Origin of the sequence: Dokdonella fugitiva (genome assembly GCF_014138265.1) — a bacterium.
GTDB lineage: Bacteria > Pseudomonadota > Gammaproteobacteria > Xanthomonadales > Rhodanobacteraceae > Dokdonella_A > Dokdonella_A fugitiva_A.
In genome coordinates, this window is record NZ_JACGXL010000003.1 from 278,781 (window position 1) to 301,806 (window position 23,026).

Below are 23,026 nucleotides of genomic sequence, written 5' to 3' on the forward strand. Positions count from 1 at the left end.
GGCGCCGCCTTCCGGCGAAGCCCCGACCTGCCCTCACCTTTCCTCGAGCTCCATGTTGATCGCCAGCGAGCGGATTTCCTTCACGAGCACGTTGAAGGACTCCGGCATGCCGGCCACCATCTCGTGGTCGCCGTCGACGATGTTCTTGTACATCTGGTTGCGGCCCGACACGTCGTCGGACTTGACCGTCAGCATTTCCTGCAGCGTGTACGCCGCGCCATACGCTTCCAGCGCCCACACTTCCATTTCGCCGAAGCGCTGGCCGCCGAACTGCGCCTTGCCGCCGAGCGGCTGCTGCGTGACGAGCGAGTACGGACCGGTCGAACGCGCGTGCATCTTGTCGTCGACGAGGTGGTTCAGCTTCAGCATGTGCATGTAGCCGACCGTGACCGGGCGATCGAACGCCTCGCCGGTGCGGCCGTCGTACAGCGTGGTCTGGCCGGATTCCGGCAGGTCCGCGAGCTTCAGCATCGCCTTGATCTCTTCCTCGAAGGCACCGTCGAACACCGGCGTCGCCATCGGCACGCCGTCGGTGAGGTTCTGCGCGAGGGCGAGCAGCTCCTCGTCCGTGAGCGACTTCAGGTTGACGTGGTGCCCGGCCGCGGCTTCCCTGCTCGCGTTCGAGTTGTAGACCTCGTCGAGGAACTTGCGCAGCTCCGCGACCTTGGCCTGCGCCTTGATCATGCGGTCGATCTTCTCGCCGAGGCCCTTGGCGGCCCAGCCGAGGTGAACCTCGAGGATCTGGCCGATGTTCATACGCGACGGCACGCCGAGCGGGTTCAGCACGATGTCGACCGGGCGGCCGTCCTTCGCGTACGGCATGTCCTCGACCGGCACGATCATCGACACGACACCCTTGTTGCCGTGGCGACCGGCCATCTTGTCGCCCGGCTGGATGCGGCGCTTCACGGCCAGGTAGACCTTGACCATCTTCAGCACGCCCGGCGCGAGGTCGTCGCCGGCGGTGATCTTCGCCTGCTTCGCCTTGAAGCGCTGGTCGAACTCTTCCTTGTGGCGCTTGACCTGTTCCTGTGCGCGCTCGAGGAACTCGGCCGCGTCCTCGTCCTTCATGCGGATCGCGAACCACTCGTCCTTCTTCAGGCCGTCGAGGTACTCGTCGGTGATCTCGGCACCCTTCTTCAGGCTGCCCGGACCGCCGTTGGCGACCTTGCCGACGATCGCCGCGCGAAGGCGGTTGTAGATCGCGCCCTCGAGGATGCGGAACTGGTCGTCGAAGTCCTTCTTGATGCGCTTGATCTCCATCTCTTCGATCTGGCGCGCACGCTTGTCCTTCTCGATGCCGTCACGCGTGAACACGGTGACGTCGATCACGGTGCCGTCCATGCCCGGCGGCACGCGCAGCGAGCTATCCTTCACGTCGGACGCCTTCTCGCCGAAGATCGCGCGCAGCAGCTTCTCTTCCGGCGTCAGCTGCGACTCGCCCTTCGGCGTGACCTTGCCGACGAGGATGTCGCCCGCCTTGACCTCGGCGCCGATGTAGACGACGCCCGACTCGTCGAGGCGCGCGAGTGCCTGCTCGCCGACGTTCGGGATGTCGGCCGAGATTTCCTCCGGGCCGAGCTTGGTGTCGCGCGCGACGCAGGTGAGCTCTTCGATGTGGATCGTCGTGTAGCGATCCTCCTCGACCACGCGCTCGGAAAGCAGGATCGAGTCCTCGAAGTTGTAGCCGTTCCACGGCATGAACGCGACCAGCATGTTCTGGCCGAGCGCGAGCTCGCCCAGGTCGGTCGACGAACCGTCGGCGAGCACGTCGCCGCGCGCGACGCGGTCGCCCACGTTGACGAGCGGACGCTGGTTGAGGTTCGTGTTCTGGTTCGAGCGCGTGTACTTGGTCAACGTGTAGATGTCGACGCCGGCGTCGTTCTCGCCGATCTCGTCCTCGTTCACGCGCACGACGATACGGCCCGCGTCGACCTGGTCGATCAGGCCCGCGCGTCGGGCGGCGACGGTGACGCCGGAATCACGCGCTACCGCGCGCTCGATGCCGGTGCCGACCAGCGGCGTCTGCGAACGCAGCGTCGGCACGGCCTGGCGCTGCATGTTCGCACCCATCAACGCGCGGTTCGCGTCGTCGTGCTCGAGGAACGGCACGAGTGCCGCCGCGACCGACACGGTCTGCATCGGCGACACGTCCATGTAGTTGATCTCGCTGGCCGGACGCAGTTCCGATTCACCGCGGAAGCGGCACGAAACGAAGTCTTCGACGAACGTGCCGTCCTTGTTCAACGGCGAGTTCGCCTGCGCGATCACGTATTCGCCTTCGTCGATCGCCGACAGGTACTCGACCTGGTTGGTGATCTTGCCGTTGTTGACCTTGCGGTACGGCGTCTCGAGGAAGCCGTAATCGTTGGTGCGCGCGTACACGGCGAGCGAGTTGATCAGGCCGATGTTCGGGCCTTCCGGCGTCTCGATCGTGCAGACGCGGCCGTAATGCGTCGGGTGCACGTCGCGCACCTCGAAGCCGGCGCGCTCGCGCGTGAGGCCGCCCGGACCGAGCGCCGAGACTCGACGCTTGTGCGTGACTTCCGACAGCGGGTTGTTCTGGTCCATGAACTGCGACAGCTGCGAGGAGCCGAAGAACTCCTTCACCGCGGCCGCGACCGGCTTCGCGTTGATGAGGTCCTGCGGCGTGAGGCCGTCGGCCTCCGCCAGCGACAGGCGCTCCTTCACCGCGCGCTCGACGCGCACGAGGCCGATGCGGAACACGTTCTCGGCCATTTCGCCGACCGAACGCACGCGGCGGTTACCGAGGTGGTCGATGTCGTCGACGATGCCGCGACCGTTGCGGATCTCGATCAGCACCTTGATCACGTCGAGGATGTCGGAGCCCGCGCCGAATTCCTTCACGAGGGACTTCGACAGCTCGTCGCCGCGCTCGCCGAAGTACTTGCCGTCGTACAGGATGCCCGGACCCCTGTCGTCCTTGCGGCCGACGCGGCGGTTGAACTTCATGCGGCCGACGCGATCGAGGTCGTAGCGCTCGGCCGAGAAGAACAGGTTCTGGAACAGGTTCTGCGCAGCATCCTTGGTCGGCGGCTCGCCCGGGCGCATCATCCGGTATATCTCGACGAGCGCCTCCAGCGGCGTCTTCGACGGATCGATGCGCAGCGTCTTGGAGATGTAGTCGCCGCGATCGAGGTCGTTGACCCACAGCGTGGCGATCTTGTCGACGCCGGCCTTGCGGAATGCCTCGAGGTGCGCGTCGTTGATCTCGTCATTGGCCGACGCGAGCAGCTCGCCGGTCTTGGTGTCGACGACGTCGTGCGCGAGGATGCGGCCGACGAGGTACTCGTCGGGCACTTCGAGCGACTTGATCGACGCCTTCTCCAGCTGCTTCACGTGGCGCGCGGTGATGCGCTTGCCGGCCTCGACGATGACGCTGTCGTCGACGCGCAGGTCGAAGTTCAGCGTCTCGCCGCGCAGGCGCTCGGCGACCAGGTCGAGTCGGGCGCTGTCCTTCTTGCCGAGATGGAACACGTTGTGCTCGAAGAAGATGGCGAGCATCTCTTCGTTGGTGTAGCCGAGCGCGCGCAGCAGCACCGTCACCGGCAGCTTGCGGCGACGGTCGATGCGGGTGAACAGCGCGTCCTTCGGGTCGAACTCGAAGTCGAGCCACGAGCCGCGGTAGGGGATCACGCGCGCGCTGTAGAGCAGCTTGCCCGAGCTGTGCGTCTTGCCGCGGTCGTGGTCGAAGAACACGCCCGGCGAGCGATGCAGCTGCGAGACGATGACGCGCTCGGTGCCGTTGACGATGAAGGTGCCGGTGTCGGTCATGAGCGGCAGTTCGCCCATGTAGACCTCCTGCTCCTTCACGTACTTGATCGCCTTGTTCGACGATTCCTTGTCGTAGATGACCAGGCGCACGGTCACGCGCAGCGGCGCGCCGTAGCTCATGCCGCGCGAGCGGCACTCGCGCTCGTCGAACGGCGGCTCGCCGAGGCGGTAGTTGACGTACTCGAGCGCCGCGCTACCGGAGTAGCTGGTGATCGGGAACACCGAACGCAGCGCTGCGTGCAGGCCCTTGTCCTCGCGCGCGTTCGGGTCGACCTCGGCCTGCAGGAACTCGCGGTACGAGTCGACCTGGATGGCCAGCAGGAATGGGACACCGAGCACCGGCGGTCGCTTGCCGAAATCCTTGCGGATACGCTTCTTTTCGGTGAAGGAGTAGGTCGTCTGAGTCATGAGGGGCACACCTCGTACAGCGCGCGACGGCGGCACGTCGCTGGAAGAAAACCGGCGGAAAAACGGACATCGGAAATGGCGCGGGGAACCTCTCCATATGAGGACTCCATCGCAATTTCCCATGCCCGCTTCGGCAGCGCCGCAACGGGCAAAGCCCGGGAGCTTTCGCCCCCAGGCTTGGCTTTACTTGGCTGCAGCAGCAGGCAACGCGATTCGTGCGTCGCTTACTTGACTTCGACGGTGGCGCCGGCAGCCTCGAGATCCTTCTTGAACTTCGCGGCGTCGTCCTTCGACACGCCTTCCTTCAGGACGCCGCCGGCCTCGGTGAGGTCCTTGGCTTCCTTCAGGCCGAGGCCCGTGATCGCACGGACGGCCTTGATGACGTCGACCTTCTTCTCGCCCGCGCTCTTCAGCACGACGGTGAATTCGGTCTGCTCTTCAGCCGGAGCGGCAGCGGCGGCAGCCGGGCCCGCGACGGCGACCGGAGCGGCGGCGGAGACGCCGAACTTCTCTTCGATCGCCTTGACCAGCTCCATGACTTCCATGAGGGTCTTCGAGGCGACGGCTTCGACGATTTGTTCGTTGGAAAGGGACATTGATAGTTACCTCGGTGAATATTCTGGAATGGGTTCAGCGCAAGGTGCCCGCGAGCGGGCTCAGGCCGTTTCGGCCGGAGCGGCTTCGCCGCCACCCTGCTTGTCGGCAACCGCCTTGACCGCACGGGCGAACATGGCCGCCGGTTCGGCGAGCGCACGAGCCAGCATGCCGAGCGCCTGCTCGAGCGTCGGCAGCGAAGCGAGCACGTCGACGTGGCTGGCCGGATACTGCTGGCCACCGACGGCGACGACCTTCGCCTTCAACTTGTCGTTGCTCTTGGCGAATTCCTTGATCAGGCGACCGGCTGCACCCGGCTCCTCTTTCGAGAAGGCGTACATCAGCGGACCGACCAGCGAATCCTTGACGCACTCGTACTCCGTGCCGGCGACGGCGCGAGAGGCAAGCGTGTTCTTCGCAACCTTGAGGAACACGCCCGTCTCGCGAGCCTTCTTGCGCATCGCGGTCATCTGTTCGACCGTGGTGCCCGCGTATTCGACGGCGACGAGGGAGTGGGCCTTGGCGGCGACTTCTGCCAGTTCGGCGACAACTTCTTTCTTCTGGGACAGATTGAGAGCCATTAGCACTCCTCCAATTGAACTCCGCGCGCGGCTCACGCCGCTTGCGGTCCTGAACGGCATCCTTCCTGGACGCCGGGGACGCAGGAAGCGTCCCGGTGGTGGCCTGTCTGACTGGTCTGCCCAGAGGCGTTGAACCAGATTTTTTCCAGGAGGCGACACCATCTACGCAGGCTGGGCTTTTGAGGCCTGGCCGACAGGATCGGGACAATCCCTGCAATTCACGCATCCCTGCGTCCCGATCGCGCCGTCCCGGCCGCCTGCGGTCTTTGACGGCTCCCGCTCGCGCGGTCGCCCTCAAAATTTTCCGGTACTACCGGCGATCCATGGATCGCCGTCATGCCCCTGCCGGAACCCGGCAGGTAGGCCGGCGACGGAAACTCCCGTGCCGGCCGCTGTTTCCTTCGATCAGGCGGCGGACACCGACGACGGATCGACGGCGACGCCGACACCCATCGTGCTGGAGATCGACACCTTCTGCAGGTACTGGCCCTTGGCCGTCGCCGGCTTGGCCTTCTGCAGGTCGGCGAGCAGTGCGTTGAGGTTGTCCTTCAGCGCGTTCGCCTCGAACGAAGCCTTGCCGATCGAGCAGTGCACGATGCCGGCCTTGTCGTTGCGGAACTTGACCTGACCCGCCTTCGCGTTCTTCACCGCGGTGACGACGTCGGCGGCGACCGAGCCGTCCTTCGGGTTCGGCATGAGGCCGCGCGGACCGAGCAGCTGGCCGAGCTTGCCGACCACGCGCATCGCGTCCGGCGTCGCGATCACGCGACCGAAGTCGAGATCGCCGCCCTGCATGCGCTCGGCGAGGTCTTCCATGCCGACCGCGTCGGCGCCGGCGGCCTTCGCCGCTTCCGCCTTCTCGCCCGGCGGGCAGAACACCGCCACCTTGACCGTCTTGCCCGTGCCGTGCGGCAGCATCACCGAGCCGCGCACGCCCTGGTCGGACTTCTTCGCGTCGATGCCGAGGCGGATCGCCACGTCGACCGATTCGGGGAACTTCGCCTTGGCGCCGTCCTTGACGATGTTGAGGGCTTCGTCGATCGAGTAGACCTTGCCCGGGGCGACCTTCGCGCTGAGCGCCTTGTAACGCTTGCTGATCTTCGTGCTCATGTTCAGATCTCCGACACCAGGCCCATGCTGCGCGCGCTGCCCGCGATCGTGCGGACGGCGGCGTCGAGGTCAGCCGCGGTCAGATCGGGCTCCTTCGCCTTGGCGATGTCCTCGAGCTGCTTGCGCGTGACCTTGCCCACCTTCTCGGTGTTCGGGCGCTTCGAGCCGGAGGTGATGCCCGCGGCCTTCTTCAACAGGATCGTCGCCGGCGGCGTCTTCGTGATGAATGTGAACGTGCGGTCCGAGTACGCGGTGATCACGACCGGGATCGGCAGGCCCGGCTCGAGCTTCTGCGTGGCGGCATTGAACGCCTTGCAGAACTCCATGATGTTCAGGCCGCGCTGGCCGAGGGCGGGGCCTACCGGCGGCGACGGGTTGGCCTGACCGGCCTTCACCTGCAGCTTGATGTAACCGACTACTTTCTTTGCCATTGCTGTTTCTCCGGGTGCAAGCGCCTGTTGTTCAGGCTCCCCATCGCGCCGGGAATTTCGCGTGTCCCGGCTTCACGCATCGAATCTCGCGTGCGCCGACGGCCGCACGAGGCGGCCGGTCGGGTCCCGGCTTCACGCAGGGAGCCGGAAAGTATAGCAGGTTTTCGGCGCCCCGTCGGGGCGTCGATCAGGCCTTCTCGACCTGGCCGAACTCCAGCTCGACCGGGGTGGATCGGCCGAAAATCAGCACTGCCACGCGCAGGCGGCTCTTCTCGTAGTTGACTTCCTCGACCACGCCGTTGAAGTCGTTGAACGGACCCTCGATGACGCGCACCATCTCGCCCGGCTCGAACAGCACCTTCGGACGCGGCTTCTCGGCGCCTTCCTGCACGCGCTGCAGGATGCCTTCCGCCTCCGAATCCTTGATCGGCAGCGGGCGGTCGGCGGTGCCGCCGATGAACCCCATCACCTTCGGCGTTTCCTTGACGAGGTGCCACGACTCGTCGTCGATCTTCAGCGCCTTGCCTTCGTCGTGCGTCTCGATCTGCACGAGCACGTAGCCCGGGAAGAACTTTCGCTCGCTGCGGCGCTTCTGGCCGCCGCGCATCTCGATGACTTCCTCGGTCGGCACCAGCACTTCGCCGAACTTCTCCTGCATGCCGGCGCGCGCCACGCGCTCCTTCAGGGAGCGGGCGACCGTATGCTCGAAGCCCGAGTAGGCGTGCACCACGTACCAACGCTTGCTCATGCCGGCTCCCTCAGCGCCCGAGCTTCAGCAGGTGGTCGAGGACCGCCCACTTCAGCATCAGGTCGATCAGACCGAGCAGGAGACTCAGGATGATCACGACGACGACGATGACGAGCGTCGTGCGCAGCGTCTCGTCCATGGTCGGCCACACGACCTTGCGCAGCTCGAACTGCGACTCGGTGATGTACTCGCGCACCGTGCGACCGACGCCGGTGAAGGCGCCGACGGCGGCGGCGGCGATCACGCCGACCACGAGCATGCCGAGGCGCGCCCAGCCGTTCCAGTCGGCGAAGTAGTAGTAGGCGACCAGCCCCGCCACCAGCAGCGCGCCGGCGAGCACGAGCTTCACGACGTCGAGTGCGTTCGACGCACCCGCTTTTTCGACCTTGGCGTTCATATCTCGTGGCCACGTGGCCGATGTCGCGGTTGCGCTTTGCACGCACCGATCCACCGTCGTCCGTCGCCTGCTTCCTCGTCGTATGGCACGCCAGGAGGGACTCGAACCCCCAACCTGCGGTTTTGGAGACCGCTGCTCTGCCAATTGAGCTACTGGCGTATCGATTTTCCCAAACGGCAAAGGCGGATCACTTCGGATCCGCCTGCCCGGGGGTTCGTGCTCCGCTCGCGCGTCACCGAATCCCCAACTCTGCGTGCGGACCTTACTGGATGATCTTCGCCACCACGCCCGCGCCGACCGTACGGCCGCCTTCGCGGATCGCGAAGCGCAGGCCCTCGTCCATCGCGATCGGCGCGATCAGCGTCACCACCATCTTGATGTTGTCGCCCGGCATGACCATCTCCACGCCTTCCGGCAGCTCGCACGCACCCGTCACGTCCGTCGTGCGGAAGTAGAACTGCGGGCGATAGCCCTTGAAGAACGGCGTGTGGCGACCGCCCTCGTCCTTCGACAGCACGTACACTTCCGCCTCGAACTTCGTGTGCGGCGTGATCGAACCCGGCTTCGCCAGCACCTGGCCGCGCTCCACGTCGTCACGCTTCGTGCCGCGCAGCAACAGGCCCGCGTTGTCGCCCGCCTGGCCCTGGTCCAGCAGCTTGCGGAACATCTCCACGCCCGTCACCGTCGTCTTCTGCGTCGGACGGATGCCCACGATCTCGATTTCGTCGCCCACCTTGACGATGCCGCGCTCGATTCGGCCCGTCACCACCGTGCCGCGACCCGAGATCGAGAACACGTCCTCGACCGGCATCAGGAACGGCTTGTCGATGTCACGCTGCGGCTCCGGAATCCAGCTGTCCAGCGCTTCCACCAGCTTGATGATCGCCGGCACGCCGATTTCCGACTGGTCCCCTTCCAGCGCCTTCAGCGCCGATCCCTTCACGATCGGCGTGTCGTCGCCCGGGAAGTTATACTTCGACAACAGCTCGCGCACTTCCATCTCGACGAGCTCCAGCAGCTCCGCGTCGTCGACCATGTCCGCCTTGTTCATGAACACCACGATGTACGGCACGCCCACCTGGCGCGCCAGCAGGATGTGCTCGCGCGTCTGCGGCATCGGACCGTCCGCCGCCGAACACACCAGGATCGCGCCGTCCATCTGCGCCGCTCCCGTGATCATGTTCTTCACGTAGTCCGCGTGGCCCGGGCAATCAACGTGCGCGTAGTGCCGCGTCGGGCTTTCGTATTCCACGTGCGCCGTCGAAATCGTGATGCCGCGCGCCTTCTCTTCCGGCGCCGCGTCGATCTGGTCGTACGCCTTGAACTCGCCGCCGAAGCGCTCCGCACCGATCTTCGTCAGCGCCGCCGTCAGCGTCGTCTTGCCGTGGTCAACGTGGCCGATCGTGCCCACGTTCACGTGCGGCTTCTTGCGCTCGAATTTTTCCTTGGACATGGCGAAAACCCCGATCTGGTGTAAGCGACTGGTTGGATGGCGTGGCGAAAACGGACCGCTTGGATGGTGCTCACGAATGGAATCGAACCATCGACCTCCTCCTTACCAAGGAGGTGCTCTACCGACTGAGCTACGTGAGCATGTACTTCGGCAGCCTTCCATGACTGCGAAACCGACATCCTGTCGGACCTTCAAACGACATCAGGTCCACCTGCAACGACTCGAAGCCGCCTGCTTCGAAACCTGGAGTGCAATCAATGGAGCGGGAGACGGGAATCGAACCCGCGCTAGTAGCTTGGAAGGCTACAGTTCTACCATTGAACTACTCCCGCGCCGGACGAACCTGCTTGGGTGTTGCACCGGCTGCATCAGCTGCCGGGTATCGCTTCCGATCGAGGCCACCTGGACCGCTTGGCACCCGATCAGTGGTGGAGGGAGGTGGATTCGAACCACCGAAGGCGTAAGCCAGCAGATTTACAGTCTGCCCCCGTTGGCCGCTTGGGTATCCCTCCGTTCACGGAGCCGCGCATTTTCCTTGCATGGGGCCGCCAGTGTCAAGGCGCCGGCGCGTGGAAAAACCCGAAATCGCGCGATCCGGCCCAGCCGCCGGCACGCCGGGCTCAAGGCGTGGGCGGCGGGCGGAAGCGCGAAACCTCCGCTTCCATCGATTTCGACAGCGCGATCAGCCGTTGCGCATAGTCGGCGAGCCGCCGGTCCTCTTCGTCCGTCGGCCGCCAGGGCGGCACCGCCGTCGGCTTGCCGTCCGGTGCGTCGAGCGCGACGAAGATGATCACGCAGCTCGTCGCGACGCGTTCGGCCGCGGTCTTGAGGTCGCGTGCGACGACGTCGACCGCGAAGTGCATGCTCGACGTGCCGGTGTGGATGAGCTTGCAGCGCACCGTGACGAGATCGCCGATGAGGATCGGCTGCACGAACTGGATGCCGCCGACCGCTACGGTCACGCAGTACTGGCCGCTCCAGCCGACCGCGGCGGCATAGCCGGCCTGATCGATCCACTTCATGACCATGCCGCCGTGCACCTTGCCGCCGAAATTGACGTCGCCCGGCTCGGTCAGGAATCTGAACTCCACTTCGCGCTGCTTGCCCGGCATCGGCGTCGACTCCTTGATTCGTATCCCGCCAAGCGTAGCGCCCCGCCCGGCGCATGTGTGATGGCCGTCGCGCCCGCAGGCCGCGCCAGCGCCTAAGCTGGAACCGCCGCGACGGCAGGGGACTAGGGGACGAGGATGCGCACCACGGTCTGGCTGGGGCTCGCCCTGGCATTCGCCGGCCATGCCGGCGCGAGCGAAGTCACGATCAAGAACGATTCCCTGACGGATTTCGGCAGCGCCGCGATCGTCTGGGGCTTCGTCAGCGGCGAAATGGCCGGATCCTGGTTGACCAGCCCGTGCGACGGTAACCTCGTCGCCGTGCAGATATTCTGGCGCTCGCCGAGCGGAACGAGCGCCGACGTGATCGGCAACGCGATCCACATCTATCGCAGCGGCAGCTTCCCGAACCCGGGCGCCGAGGCGCAGACGATCGGCGGCCCGGTGCTGCAGGACAACGCGCTCAACGAATGGCGCTACCTCGACGACAACAACACCCTGCCCCTGAGCGTGCCGGTCACGATGAACGAGACGCTGGTGGTCGCGTTCGAGTTCGCCGATCCGCCGCAGGCCGGCGTCGATCCGAGCGTCGTGAGGGACACCGACGGCAACACGTCCGGGCGCAACACGATCTACGCCGACCTGGGCACGTCCTTCGCATGGTTCGACAGCGCGACCCTCGGCGTGAACGGTGACTGGGTCATCCGCGCGGTCGTCAACTGCACGACCGTCTCCACCAACGCGGACGTTTCGGTCGCGATGAGCGCCACGCCGACCGCGTACACGGCGGGCAGCGCGCTCCAGTACACGATCGTCGTCGCCAATGCCGGGCCCGCGTCCTCGCCGAACACGACGCTCGTCGACACCTTCCCGGGCGCGCTGCAAAGCCCGACCTGGACGTGCTCGAGCAGCGGCGGCGCGACCTGCCCCGCCGGCGGCAGCGGCAACATCATCGGCTCGACCTCGCTGCCGTCGGGCGGCCAGGTCACGTTCACCGTGGATGGCACCGTCGCACCGGGCACGACCGGCACGCTCACGAACTCGATGACGGCGGTCGTCAACTCGCCCGCGACCGATCCGAGCGGAACGAACAACACCGCGACTCTCGACCTCGAGGCGGCGACCAGCGACGTGATCTTCGCGAACGGCTTCGACGGTGCCCCGGCGGCGCTGCGCCCGGTGGCAGCACGCGCGACGGGCCGGACACCCCGCCAGGACTCGTCATTCCGGCGCAAGCGGGAATGACGAGCCCGGATCGCACGCCCGCTAGCGAGCCGCGCGGCGCGTGAACGTGATCTTGCCGAGCGGCACTTCCTTGCCGCTCTTCGCACCGATCGCGGTCATCGTCAGCACGCGCGTGTCACCGCGGAACTCCTCGGTCATGCGGTACTTCGCCGGCGGGTACGGATCGGGCTGGCGCAGTTCCGACGTCCATGTCATCGTCTTCGAAACGGCATCCCACGCGCCTTCGTCGATGCGGATGTAGTCCGTGTTGCTGTCGACCCAGGTGCCGACGTAGCGCTGCTTCTTCGGGTCGTATCCCCAGGTGCCGTGTCCACCGTACTTCGCGTCGACCTCGAAGTCGTTGCGGATCCAGCGCCTGCCGGTCACGAACGTGTTCGTCTGCACGCCGGTCGCGCGCGTCGGCGCCTGGTCCGGCGCCGCGGGCGGGAATTCGATCGCCGCGTCCCAGACGCCCTCTTCCAGCTTCAGGACATCGAGTTCGGGGGCGGCGATGGGGGCGGTTCCGGCGGCGTGCGCGGAAGCGACCACGGATAGCAGGATGGCAGCGAGGGTGAGGCGCATGGGTTCCTCCGACAGGCGCCGCCGGGACGGCGGCTCGTCGCAGGAAAACGCGGTGGCGCCGCGAAACCTATCAGCGGCCCGGCGCGATTCGCGCGCCGGGTCGTGGGGCGGTCAGACGTTGAAGCGGAAATGCAGCACGTCGCCTTCCTGCACGATGTACTCCTTGCCCTCGAGGCGCAGGCGACCCGCGTCGCGCGAACCGGCTTCGCCCTTGAACTTGATGTAGTCGTCGTAGGCGATCGTCTCGGCACGGATGAAGCCGCGCTCGAAATCGGTGTGGATGACGCCCGCCGCCTGCGGCGCGGTCGCACCCTTCTTCACCTGCCACGCGCGCACTTCCTTCTCGCCCGCGGTGAAGTAGGTCTGCAGGCCGAGCAGCTTGTAGCCCGCGCGGATCACGCGGTTGAGGCCGGGCTCGTCGAGGCCGAGGTCCTTGAGGAACTCGTCGCGGTCGGCATCCTCGAGCTGCGCCATCTCCTCCTCGATCGCGGCGCACACGGGCACGACCTCGGCGCCTTCGGCGGCCGCGCGCTCGCGCACGCGGTCGAGGTGCGGATTGTTCTCGAAACCGTCCTCGCGCACGTTCGCGATGTACATGAGCGGCTTTAGCGTGAGCAGGAACAGGTCGCGCACGAGCGCGCGCTCCTCCGCGTCGAGGCCGAGGCTGCGCGCGACGCGGCCTTCGTTGAGGCCGGTGGCGAGCTTCTGCAGCACCGGACGTTTCGCGAGCGCTTCCTTGTCGTTCGCCTTCGCCGCGCGCTCGACGCGGTTGAGCGCCTTGTCGACCGATTCGAGGTCGGCCAGCGCTAGCTCGGTGTCGATCGTCTCGATGTCGGCGATCGGATCGACCTTGTTCGCGACGTGCACGATGTCCGGGTGCTCGAAGCAGCGCACGACGTGCGCGATCGCATCGACTTCGCGGATGTGCGCGAGGAATTTGTTGCCGAGTCCTTCACCCTTCGACGCACCGGCGACGAGACCGGCGATGTCGACGAATTCGATCGAGGTCGGGATCACCTTCAGCGGCTTGGCGATGCCGGCCAGCGCCGCAAGGCGCGGATCGGGCACGGGCACGACGCCGACGTTCGGCTCGATCGTGCAGAACGGGAAGTTCGCCGCCGCGATGCCGGCCTTGGTCAGCGCGTTGAAGAGGGTCGACTTGCCGACGTTCGGCAGGCCGACGATGCCGCATTTGATGCCCATGTCGAGTCCGGGATTGGAGATTCGGGGTTTGGAGATTCGAGCGGAATCGTGACGCGGGATCGAGGAGCAGGAGAACCCGCTCTTCCGATGCCGAATCCCTAGTCGCCGCTCGTCGTGTGCAGTTTCTTCATCGCCGCCTCGAACTCGCCGGCGACCGCGAGCGGCAGCACGTCGAGCGAACGCGCGATCGCGTCGAGCATGAGGTCCTCGTCGACCTTCGACGGTCGGCTCAGTACCCAGCCGCTGACGCGGTCCTTGTGGCCGGGATGGCCGATGCCGATCCGCAACCGATGGAATTTGCCGTGGCCGATGTGCGCGAACAGGTCGCGCAGGCCGTTCTGCCCGCCGTGGCCACCGTCGAACTTGAGGCGTGCCGTGCCCGGCGGCAGGTCGAGGTCGTCGTGCACGACCAGCATCTCTTCCGGCTCGATCTTCCAGTAGCGCATCGCCGCGCCGACCGATGCACCGCTCGCATTCATGTACGTGACCGGCTTGAGCATCCACAGCGGCGTACCGTCGAGGACGACCTTGGCGGTCTCGCCGCGCAGCTTCGACTCCATGCCGAACCGCGCCGACTCGCGTTGCGCCAGCGCGTCGACGAACCAGAACCCGGCGTTGTGCCGGGTCCCGAGGTGTTCGGCGCCGGGATTGCCGAGGCCGACGATGAGGCGCAGGCCGGCCATGCGGCGGATACGCGCGCACGCCGCCCGCGCGGACGCGGGCGGCGAAACGCAGCCTCGTTACTTCTTCTCGTCCTTCTTCGCCGGAGCCTTGGCCGGAGCCGCCGCCGGGGCCGCGGCCGCCGCAGCGGCGTCGCCCTCGGCCGGAGCCGCTTCGATCTCTTCCTTGACTTCCTTGGCGATGACGATCGCGTTGTCGTGCTCCTTGCCGAGGCGCAGCTCGGGGATCTCGACGCCCTTCGGCAGCTTGAGATCCGACAGGTGCACGATGTCGCCGGTCTTCAGCGCGCCGAGATCGACCTCGATGTACTCTGGCAGGTCCTTCGGCAGGCACGAGATTTCGACTTCGTTGAGCTCGTGCGTGATGACCACGCCCGACGCCTTGCCGGCCGGCGACGATTCCTGGTTGAGGAAGTGCAGCGGAACGCGCAGGCGGATCGCCTCGTTCTCGTTGATGCGCTGGAAATCCAGGTGCAGCACGATCTGCTTGAACGGATGACGCTGCATGTCACGCAGCAGCACCTTCTGCACGTCGCCACCGAGGCTGAGGTCGAGGATCGACGAGTAGAACCACTCGTTCTGGCTCGCGTGCCAGACGTCCTTGTGCTGGATCTGGATGCTGACCGGCTTGAGGTCGCCGCCGCCGTAGACGATCGCCGGGACGAAACCAGCGCGACGCAGGCGGCGGCTCGCACCCTTGCCCTCGTCGTTGCGCTTTTCGACATTGATGGTGTGTGTGGTTGCCATGTTCGCATTGCCTTATTGCAGTTGAACCGCCTCGCGGCGGCATGTGCGCTCCCCCGCGACCAGGGGAGCGTGTAGTCCCGGCGCTGCCGGGGTCCTTCGCGACGCGCGCCGTCTCCGTCGCGCGCCGAATCCTTCAATCCACGTAGAGCGAGCTCACCGATTCGCCGTAGGCGATGCGGCGGATCGTCTCCGCGAGCAGTTCCGCGACCGACAGCTGGCGGATGCGGTTGCAGCCGCGCGCCGCGTCCGACAACGGGATCGTGTCGGTGACGACGAGCTCGTCGAGCGCGGAGCCTTCGATGTTGCGGATCGCCGGTCCCGACAGCACCGGATGCGTGCAGTACGCGACGACCTTGCGCGCGCCGTTCTTCTTCAGCGCCGCCGCCGCCGCGCACAGGGTACCCGCGGTGTCGACGATGTCGTCGACGAGGACGCAGACCTTGTCCTTGACCTCGCCGATGATGTTCATGACGGTCGCCTCGTTCGCACGCGGGCGACGCTTGTCGATGATCGCGAGGTCGGCGTCGTCGAGGCGCTTGGCCAGCGCTCGCGCGCGCACCACGCCGCCGACGTCGGGCGACACCACGATCAGGTTGTCCGCCGCGTAGTAGCGCCAGATGTCGGCGAGCAGCACCGGCGAGGCGTACACGTTGTCGAGCGGGATGTCGAAGAAGCCCTGGATCTGGTCCGCGTGCAGGTCGACCGTGAGCACGCGATCCGTGCCGACCACGCCGATCATCTGCGCCGCGACCTTCGCCGTGATCGGCACGCGCGCCGAACGCGGGCGACGATCCTGCCGCGCGTAGCCGAGGTACGGGATCACCGCGGTCACGCTCGCCGCCGAGGCGCGCTTGAGCGCGTCGACGAGGGCGAGCAGTTCCATGAAATTGTCCGCGCTCGGCGCACAGGTCGGCTGCACGACGAATACTTCCTGGCGCCGCACGTTCTCCTCGATCTCGACCTGCACCTCGCCGTCGCTGAAACGGCCGACGAGGGCCTTGCCGAGCGGCACGTTCAGCTCGGTGCAGATCGACGTCGCGAGGGCGCGATTGGCGTTGCCGGCGAAGACCAGCAGGCCGGATGTATCCATGTTGGGATCCACGAGTCTGCTCCGTTGCGCCGTTCCGGCGGACACCATGCCTGCCGGGCCCTGCTTTTCGAAACCCGCGAACGCGACGCGCCACGCGGATTGGCTGGGGCGGCAGGATTCGAACCTGCGAATGCCGGGATCAAAACCCGGTGCCTTACCACTTGGCGACGCCCCACCACGAGCAATCCGGGCGTCCTGCCCGGCCTACATGAAAACGGACGCAGCGAAAGCCGCGCCACGCCTTCCTCGCCGCGTCGCGTCGAACGCCGCGGCAGCCGATCTCAGGCGACCTGCGCGTCCCAGCCGCGGCGCGCCTGAAGCAGCGGTGATTCCGCCACGCCCTGCGCGACCCAAGCCCGCATCCCTTGCGGACACTCGCGCACGACGGCTTCCGCCGCCTCGCGCGATTCCATCGCGACGAACACGCAACCACCGGTCCCGCTCAGTCGTGCTGATCCGTGCCCGGCCAGCCAGTCCAGCGCGGACGCGACCGCGGCATGGCGTTCGCGCACGATCGGCTCGAACACGTTGGCGGTGGCTGCGCCCGAAAGAAAGAGCGGAATTGTCAGACGTGCGGCATCCCGTGTCAATTCAGGGGCCTGGAACAACGCCGCCGTCGGCACGGTCACGCCGGGGGCGACCACGACATACCAGGCCGGCGGCAGGTCGAGCGGGGTCAAGCGCTCGCCGACGCCCTCGGCCCAGGCGCTGCGGCCGTGGACGAAGACCGGCACGTCCGCGCCGAGGCCGAGGCCGAGCGCAGCCAGGCGCTCCGCGCCGAAGCCGCAGCCCCACAGCGCGTCCAGGCCGACCAGCGTGCTCGCGGCGTCGGAGCTGCCACCGCCGAGGCCGCCGCCGAGCGGGATGCGCTTGTCGATCGCGATGTCCGCACCCAGGCGCGTGCCGCTCGCGGCCTGCAGCGCACGCGCCGCACGCACCGCGAGGTCCTGCTCCGCCGCGACGCCGGGCAACGGATCGACGCGCCGGATCGCGCCGTCGCGACGAAGGCGCAAGCGCACGGCGTCACCGCGATCGAGCAGTTGGAACACGGTCTGCAGCAGGTGGTAGCCGTCGGCGCGGCGGCCGACGACGTGCAGGAACAAGTTCAGCTTCGCCGGCGCCGGCCATTCGCTCCAGCCGGCGTCGGCGTCGACCGCCCGCGTCATTGCAGCGACCAGTCGCGGATCGCGAGGCGGACCTGGTAGTCGCCGCGGCTCGCGAACACCTTGCTCGGCAGCGGCGGATCGCGCGTGGTGTCGTAGTCGAGGTAGCGCACCTTCCAACCGCCCTGCTCGATCTGCGCCGGCAAGCCGTCGTCGCGGAATTCGATGCGCGCGTCGCCGGGCGCGCGCAGGCCACGCGCCCAGTACAACAGTTCGCCCAACGGGACCTTCCAGCCGAGTTCGCGTTCGAGCAGCGTCGCCGCGTCGCCGCCTTCGACCGCCTGCGCACGCAGGCCCTCGAGCACGACGTGGCCGCGGTCGCCGCGGAGCACCCAGGTCTTGCCGGTGACCGGCGCGTGCACGCTGAAGCGGAACGCCGTGCCCTGCTGGCTCCATTCGAGCGAGCCGCTGCCGCTGTCGCGCGCATCGGCGACGCCGAGGCGGCCGTGCAGGGTCCAGTTCGTGCGGGTCGCGAGCGCGGACTCGCGCGCGGCCTGACGCGCGAGCGCGGCATCGTCCGCCGGCGGCGGTCGCGCGCGCGGCCCGGCGCACGCGGCGAGCACGAGCAATCCGCACAGCAGCGCGAGGCGCCGCAAGATCGGCCCGCTCATCGGGTCATGCGCCGGATCGTTTCGAGCAACGCCTTGTTCTTCGCGTCCTTCTTGCGTCCTTCGTCCCAGATGCGCTTGGCTTCGTCGCGCTGCCCTTGCGCCCACAGCACTTCGCCGAGGTGGGCGGCGATGTCGGCATCGGGCTGCTTGGCGTACGCACGACGCAGTTCCTGCACGGACGCATCGAGCTCGCCGAGGCGATAACGCACCCAGCCCATGCTGTCGATGATCGCCGGCTCGTCCGGCTTGAGCTTGAGCGCGCGTTCGATCAGTTCGAGCGCCTCGCGCTGGCGCGGATCGCTCGCCGCGCTGCGGTCGGCGAGCGTGTAGCCGAGCGCATTGAGCGCTTCCGCGTCGTCGGGTCGCAGCTCGATCACGCGGCGCAGGTCGCGCTCGCCGGTGGCGAGATCGCCCTGGTCGACCGCGAGCAACGCGCGCGCATAGAGCAGGCGCGAATCGTCGGGCAGGGTCGCGAGCGCACGGTCGTACACGGCCAGCGCGTCCGCCTGCCGCTGCCGGTGCGAGAGCAGGTCCGCCTCGGCGAGCCAGACAGTACGCTGCTGCTCGCTGTCGCCGGCCGCCATCTCGGCGAGCCGGTGCAGCTGGTCGAGCGCCTGCGGCATGCGGTCGAGCTGGTCGAGCACGAGCGCGACGCGCAGCTGCGCGTCGAAGCCGTGCTCGTCCTCGATCGGCACTTCGCGGTACCAGCCGAGAGCGGCATCGAGCCTGCCGGTCAACTCGGCGATCTGGCCGAGCAGGTACAGGCGCTTGGCACTGCGCTCGGATTTGTCCGATTCGACCTCGCGGTAGAGCTCGGTCAGCGCGGCCTTGTCGACTGCGCGCGCGGCGTAGGCGGCGCGCGCGGCGTAGGTCGTGTCGTCCTGCGGTCCGGCGACGAGCGCGTGCGCGGCGGCCGCGTTGTCGCCACTGTCGGCGAGCAGCGCCGCGTAGCCGCTGCGCAGGCGCAGGCTCTCGGGCTCGCGCTTGAGTCCTTCGGCGTAGATCGCGCGCGCCGACACCTTGTCGCCGCCGTCGATCGCGAGGCGCGCGCTCCAGGTGTAGGCGTCGATGCCGTGGAATCGCACCACCGCGGCATCGACGATGCGCCGCGCGAGCGCCTTGTCGCCGAGCTTGAACGCGAGCTGGCTCAACGCGACCTGGTTCGATTCGCTCGCGCTCGACGCCACCGACTTGACGAGATCGTCGAGCAGCGCGACCGCCGCGGGCTTGTCGTCGGCATTCAGCAGGAGCTGCGCGACGAGGCGCCACGACGCGTCGCCGCCACGCCGAGCGAGCGCGACGAGTTCGTCGCGCGCCGCGTCCTGGCGCTTCTCGCCGAGCGCGACCCATGCGCGCGCCTGCGCGACGCCGGCGTCGTTCGGGGCGAGCCGCTGCCAGCGCGCGAGCGAGCGCGTCGCCAGCGGCCAGTCCTTCTGCGACAGCGCCAGGCGCGTCGCTTCCTCGGAAAGCGCGGGATCGTCCGACAGCGCGGCGGCGGCGGCGAAGCCGCTCGCGGCCGCAGCGAGGTCGTTGTCCTGCAGCGCGAACTGCGCCGCGAGCAACTTCAGCATCAGGTCCTGCTCGGGCGCGACCGGTGTCACCGCCGCCGACGTCGGCGAGGGTGCGACAGCATGCCGCGGCGCGGGACTCGCGCACGCGGCGAGCACCGCGGGCAGGATGAGGAACAGCGCCGCACGCGGCGCGGGGAGTCGATCGATGGACATCGTGAATCGCATGCAAAGCCTTGTCTTGCTTGATATCGCGGTAACGCGCCCGCACAATTCGCGGCGCGCCAACGCGGCGCAGGCCGCACCGGGTTAGCTTAGCCGATCCTGGCGCCTCGTTCGGGACGCAGACGACCCTTTACGAGGCGAAAACCGCGAACCCTTCGACCCTTCCACCATGGCGCTGATTGCCCTCGGACTCAACCACCTGACCGCGCCGGTCGCCCTGCGCGAACGCGTCGCCTTCCCGCCGGAAGCGACCGGGCCCGCCCTGGCCGAACTCGTCGCGGAACCCGGCGTGCGCGAAGCGGCGATCCTGTCCACCTGCAACCGCACCGAACTCTATTGCACGGTCGAGGCTGGCGCCGAGCACATTCCAGCCGGCTGGCTGCACCGCCACCGGGAATTGACCAGCGGTCGCGTCGACGAGTTCCTCTACCGCCACCATGACGCCGACGCCGTGCGCCACCTGTTCCGGGTCGCGACGGGGCTGGAGTCGATGGTGCTCGGCGAACCGCAGATCCTCGGCCAGGTCAAGGACGCTTACGCGTTCGCGCGCGACGCGCACACGCTCAAGGCGCCGCTCGAGCGCCTGTTCCAGAACACCTTCGCGGTCGCCAAGCGCGTGCGTTCCGACACGCGCATCGGCGCGAACCCCGTCTCGGTCGCGTTCACCGCGGTGCGCCTCGCCGAGCGCGTGTTCGCCGACCTCGCCGAGGCGTGCGTGCTGCTGATCGGCGCGGGCGAGACGATCGAGCTCGCCGCACGCCACCTGACCGAGGCGAGGGTGCGCCGACTGATCGTCGCCAACCGCACGCTCGACAACGCGCAGTCGCTCGCGACGCGCTTCGGCGGCTACGCGATCGCGCTGTCGGACATCGGCAAGCATCTCGCCGAGGCGGACGTCGTGATCGCCTCGACCGCGAGCCGCGAGCCGGTGCTGCTGCGCGAACAGGTCGCCGCCGCGATCGCCGCGCGCCGGCGCAAGCCGATGTTCCTCGTCGACATCGCCGTGCCGCGCGACATCGAGCCGAGCACGGCCGAGATCGAGGACGTGTACCTCTACACGATCGACGACCTGCGCGAGATCATCGACGACAACCTGCGCTCGCGGCGCGAGGCCGCGCGCGAAGCGGAAGCGATGATCGAATTGTCGGTCGAGCACTTCATGGGCTGGTGGCGCGCGCTCGACGTGCGCAACCCGGTCATCGACCTGCGCCGCGTCGCCGAAGCGAACCGCGACGAAACGCTGGCGAAGGCACAGGCGCTGCTCGCGCGCGGCAAGTCGCCCGAGGAAGCGCTCGCGTTCCTCGCCAACACGCTCACCAACAAGCTGTTGCACGCGCCGAGCGCGAACCTGCGCGCGGCCGCGCTGCGCGGCGACGACGAATTGCTGCGCGCCGCCGAACGCCTGTTCGACTCCGCCGCGGAAACGCAGGGCGAACGCGAGCGTTAGCGTCGCGCACGCAGCTCCGGCGCCGACGCGCCACCATCCAAACCCGCACGCACCGCCGCCCCCGCCGCGCGGCGCGCCGCCTCCCCCGAATCCGACCGACGCCTCGCATGCAAGCCAGCATCCGCCGCAAACTTGAACAACTCGCCGAGCGCCACGAAGAACTCGAGCACCTGCTCGCGAGCGCGGAAGTCCTCGGCGACGCCCGGCGGCTGCGCGATGTTTCACGCGAACACGCCCAGCTCACGCCGCTCACCGAGGCACTGCGCGCGTACGACGAGAATGCGAGCGCGCTCGAATCGGCGCGGGCGATGTTGCGCGACCCGGATCTGAAGGATCTCGCCGACGAGGAGATCGAGCTGCTGCAAGCCGAACGCGAGCGCCTCGAGGGCGAACTCAACCGGCTGCTGATCCCGAAGGACCCGCGCGACGAAGGCAACCTGTTCCTCGAGATCCGCGCCGGCACCGGCGGCGACGAAGCGGCGATCTTCGCCGGCGACCTGCTGCGCATGTACCTGCGCTACGCCGAACGCCGCCGCTGGAACGTCGAGGTGCTGTCGGCGAGCGACGGCGAGCACGGCGGCTACAAGGAAGTCATCGCGCGCGTCGAAGGCCACGGCGCGTATTCGCGCCTGAAGTACGAATCGGGCACGCACCGCGTGCAGCGCGTGCCGGAAACCGAATCGCAAGGGCGCATCCACACCTCGGCGGCGACCGTCGCGATCCTGCCCGAACTCGACGAAGTCGACGAGATCGAGCTCAAGGATGCCGACCTCAAGGTCGACACGTTCCGCGCCTCGGGCGCGGGCGGCCAGCACGTCAACAAGACCGACTCGGCGATCCGCATCACCCACCTGCCGAGCGGCATCGTGGTCGAGTGCCAGGACGAGCGCAGCCAGCACAAGAACCGCGCACGCGCGCTGTCGCTGCTGAAGGCGCGCCTGCTCGACGATGCCCAGTCGAAGCAGGCCGCGGCGCAGGCCGAATCACGCCGCCTGCAGGTCGGCTCGGGCGACCGCAGCCAGCGCATCCGCACCTACAACTATCCGCAGGGGCGCGTGACCGACCACCGCGTGAACCTCACGCTGTACCGCCTGCCGGAGATCGTCGCGGGCGACCTCGACGAGCTCGTCGACACGCTCACGCGCGAGGACCAGGCCGACCAGTTGCAGATGCTGACCGCCGCGGGTTGAGTCAGAGCACGCGACCTACCACGTCGCTGTCGAGCCGCGCGGCCGGGTTCAGCGCGACCGCGTCGCTCCCGGCGCCCTTCGCACCGGTTCGCGGATTCTTCCACTCGCAATCGACCGGGTCGGCGCCCACGAGCCGGAAGCAGACCGGAATCGCGACGTCGCCGGCGACGGGGTGGCCGCCGACGAGCTCCGGTGCGAACGCCCAGTGCTTCGCCGACGACAGCGCGGCCTGCACGAGCCCGGCGTCGACGCGGTTGTGCAGGTCGTACGGCTTCGCCTCGGTGACGGCTCCGCTCTCGTCGTAGTGCGCGATCACGAGGACGAGGCCCTGCTTGTGGTTGCGCGCCATCCAGTCCGGATACGCAACGGTCGGCCTGTTCGCGTAATCGGGACCCGTCGAGGCACCCAGCAGCCGGATTTCGAACGAATCATTGACGAGGCGGACTTCGATCTGCGAGCGCAGGTGCGTCTTCGTCGGCGCCGGCTTGCCGTTGAGGGTCCCCGGCGTGAACCGCCAGCCACGTATCGCCTTCTCCAGATGCGCGTGCAGCTTCGGGACGGTGGTGTCCTTCGTCGAGAGTGCGGTGACGTGACCGTCGACGTCGAGCCCGACGTCCCAGACGACGTCGACGACGGCCGAGGTGCGCTCGGCCGCCTGCAACGGAACGACCGCGGACGCCAGCAGCGCGAGTCCGAGCTTCATCATGGTTCCCATCGGCATGCCTCCCGG

Annotated in this window: 21 protein-coding genes and 5 tRNA genes; 3 read left to right on the forward strand and 23 right to left on the reverse strand. The window is 67.7% G+C overall.

Annotated features, from left to right (window positions below; genetic code table 11):
• Positions 1-33: 33 nt before the first annotated feature.
• The 13 genes from rpoB to FHW12_RS11745 form a co-directional block, all read right to left on the reverse strand.
• Positions 34-4,203 (reverse strand): DNA-directed RNA polymerase subunit beta, encoded by a 4,170-nt coding sequence (gene rpoB / locus FHW12_RS11685; protein ID WP_182531204.1) that lies wholly within the window; start codon positions 4,201-4,203, stop codon positions 34-36.
• Positions 4,204-4,427: 224 nt separating this feature from the next.
• Positions 4,428-4,799: a 50S ribosomal protein L7/L12 gene (gene rplL / locus FHW12_RS11690; RefSeq protein ID WP_182531205.1), complete on the reverse strand. Its 372-nt coding sequence runs from the start codon at positions 4,797-4,799 to the stop codon at positions 4,428-4,430.
• 60 nt (positions 4,800-4,859) lie between these two features.
• Positions 4,860-5,378, reverse strand: a complete 519-nt coding sequence (gene rplJ / locus FHW12_RS11695; RefSeq protein WP_182531206.1) for a 50S ribosomal protein L10 — start codon at positions 5,376-5,378, stop codon at positions 4,860-4,862.
• Between the two features lie 405 nt (positions 5,379-5,783).
• Entirely contained in the window at positions 5,784-6,488 is a 705-nt protein-coding gene (gene rplA, locus FHW12_RS11700) for a 50S ribosomal protein L1 (RefSeq protein WP_182531207.1), read from the reverse strand.
• A 2-nt stretch (positions 6,489-6,490) separates the two neighbouring features.
• Positions 6,491-6,919 carry a 50S ribosomal protein L11 gene (gene rplK, locus FHW12_RS11705; RefSeq protein WP_182518765.1) on the reverse strand — a complete coding sequence of 143 codons (429 nt, stop codon included), beginning with the start codon at positions 6,917-6,919 and terminating at the stop codon, positions 6,491-6,493.
• Between the two features lie 187 nt (positions 6,920-7,106).
• Positions 7,107-7,667: a transcription termination/antitermination protein NusG gene (gene nusG / locus FHW12_RS11710; RefSeq protein ID WP_131995014.1), complete on the reverse strand. Its 561-nt coding sequence runs from the start codon at positions 7,665-7,667 to the stop codon at positions 7,107-7,109.
• Positions 7,668-7,677: 10 nt separating this feature from the next.
• Positions 7,678-8,064: a preprotein translocase subunit SecE gene (gene secE, locus FHW12_RS11715; protein WP_182531208.1), complete on the reverse strand. Its 387-nt coding sequence runs from the start codon at positions 8,062-8,064 to the stop codon at positions 7,678-7,680.
• A gap of 83 nt (positions 8,065-8,147) precedes the next feature.
• Positions 8,148-8,223, reverse strand: a tRNA-Trp gene (locus tag FHW12_RS11720).
• 103 nt (positions 8,224-8,326) lie between these two features.
• A complete protein-coding gene (tuf, locus tag FHW12_RS11725) occupies positions 8,327-9,517 on the reverse strand; it encodes an elongation factor Tu (RefSeq protein ID WP_182531199.1) in 1,191 nt (396 codons plus the stop codon).
• Positions 9,518-9,581: 64 nt separating this feature from the next.
• Positions 9,582-9,657 (reverse strand) — tRNA-Thr (locus FHW12_RS11730).
• Positions 9,658-9,775: 118 nt separating this feature from the next.
• Positions 9,776-9,849: transfer RNA gene (locus FHW12_RS11735), tRNA-Gly, on the reverse strand.
• A gap of 94 nt (positions 9,850-9,943) precedes the next feature.
• Positions 9,944-10,029 (reverse strand) — tRNA-Tyr (locus tag FHW12_RS11740).
• A 108-nt stretch (positions 10,030-10,137) separates the two neighbouring features.
• The gene (locus tag FHW12_RS11745) at positions 10,138-10,629 is read right to left on the reverse strand and encodes an acyl-CoA thioesterase (RefSeq protein ID WP_182531209.1); all 492 of its coding nucleotides are present in this window, start codon (positions 10,627-10,629) and stop codon (positions 10,138-10,140) included.
• Between the two features lie 135 nt (positions 10,630-10,764).
• On the opposite strand from FHW12_RS11745, the gene FHW12_RS11750 reads away from it, so the two are divergent.
• Positions 10,765-11,871, forward strand: a complete 1,107-nt coding sequence (locus FHW12_RS11750; protein WP_182531210.1) for a DUF11 domain-containing protein — start codon at positions 10,765-10,767, stop codon at positions 11,869-11,871.
• A gap of 21 nt (positions 11,872-11,892) precedes the next feature.
• On the opposite strand, the gene FHW12_RS11755 is transcribed toward FHW12_RS11750, so the two are convergent.
• The 9 genes from FHW12_RS11755 to FHW12_RS11795 form a co-directional block, all read right to left on the reverse strand.
• The gene (locus FHW12_RS11755; protein ID WP_182531211.1) at positions 11,893-12,432 is read right to left on the reverse strand and encodes a DUF1579 family protein; all 540 of its coding nucleotides are present in this window, start codon (positions 12,430-12,432) and stop codon (positions 11,893-11,895) included.
• Positions 12,433-12,543: 111 nt separating this feature from the next.
• On the reverse strand, positions 12,544-13,635 hold the full coding sequence (gene ychF / locus FHW12_RS11760; protein ID WP_182531212.1) for a redox-regulated ATPase YchF: 1,092 nt from the start codon (positions 13,633-13,635) through the stop codon (positions 12,544-12,546).
• Between the two features lie 98 nt (positions 13,636-13,733).
• Complete coding sequence (gene pth / locus FHW12_RS11765; protein WP_182531213.1) at positions 13,734-14,318, reverse strand: aminoacyl-tRNA hydrolase; 585 nt, start codon at positions 14,316-14,318, stop codon at positions 13,734-13,736.
• 57 nt (positions 14,319-14,375) lie between these two features.
• Positions 14,376-15,062, reverse strand: coding sequence for a 50S ribosomal protein L25/general stress protein Ctc (locus FHW12_RS11770; RefSeq protein ID WP_182531214.1), 687 nt, complete (start codon positions 15,060-15,062; stop codon positions 14,376-14,378).
• Positions 15,063-15,195: 133 nt separating this feature from the next.
• Positions 15,196-16,152, reverse strand: a complete 957-nt coding sequence (locus tag FHW12_RS11775; RefSeq protein WP_182531215.1) for a ribose-phosphate diphosphokinase — start codon at positions 16,150-16,152, stop codon at positions 15,196-15,198.
• A 100-nt stretch (positions 16,153-16,252) separates the two neighbouring features.
• Positions 16,253-16,327, reverse strand: a tRNA-Gln gene (locus FHW12_RS11780).
• Between the two features lie 106 nt (positions 16,328-16,433).
• Positions 16,434-17,318, reverse strand: coding sequence for a 4-(cytidine 5'-diphospho)-2-C-methyl-D-erythritol kinase (gene ispE, locus FHW12_RS11785; RefSeq protein ID WP_182531216.1), 885 nt, complete (start codon positions 17,316-17,318; stop codon positions 16,434-16,436).
• The gene (lolB, locus tag FHW12_RS11790; RefSeq protein ID WP_182531217.1) at positions 17,315-17,926 is read right to left on the reverse strand and encodes a lipoprotein insertase outer membrane protein LolB; all 612 of its coding nucleotides are present in this window, start codon (positions 17,924-17,926) and stop codon (positions 17,315-17,317) included. Before lolB ends, ispE begins: the two co-directional genes overlap by 4 nt.
• On the reverse strand, positions 17,923-19,650 hold the full coding sequence (locus tag FHW12_RS11795; protein ID WP_182531218.1) for a tetratricopeptide repeat protein: 1,728 nt from the start codon (positions 19,648-19,650) through the stop codon (positions 17,923-17,925). Before FHW12_RS11795 ends, lolB begins: the two co-directional genes overlap by 4 nt.
• Positions 19,651-19,828: 178 nt before the next feature.
• Here FHW12_RS11795 and hemA point away from each other — a divergent pair, with 178 nt between their 5' ends.
• Both hemA and prfA read left to right on the forward strand, forming a co-directional pair.
• Positions 19,829-21,106, forward strand: a complete 1,278-nt coding sequence (hemA, locus tag FHW12_RS11800; RefSeq protein ID WP_182531219.1) for a glutamyl-tRNA reductase — start codon at positions 19,829-19,831, stop codon at positions 21,104-21,106.
• Between the two features lie 107 nt (positions 21,107-21,213).
• Positions 21,214-22,296, forward strand: coding sequence for a peptide chain release factor 1 (prfA, locus tag FHW12_RS11805; RefSeq protein ID WP_182531220.1), 1,083 nt, complete (start codon positions 21,214-21,216; stop codon positions 22,294-22,296).
• A gap of 1 nt (position 22,297) precedes the next feature.
• On the opposite strand, the gene FHW12_RS11810 is transcribed toward prfA, so the two are convergent.
• Positions 22,298-23,002 carry an energy transducer TonB gene (locus FHW12_RS11810; protein WP_182531221.1) on the reverse strand — a complete coding sequence of 235 codons (705 nt, stop codon included), beginning with the start codon at positions 23,000-23,002 and terminating at the stop codon, positions 22,298-22,300.
• Positions 23,003-23,026: the final 24 nt, after the last annotated feature.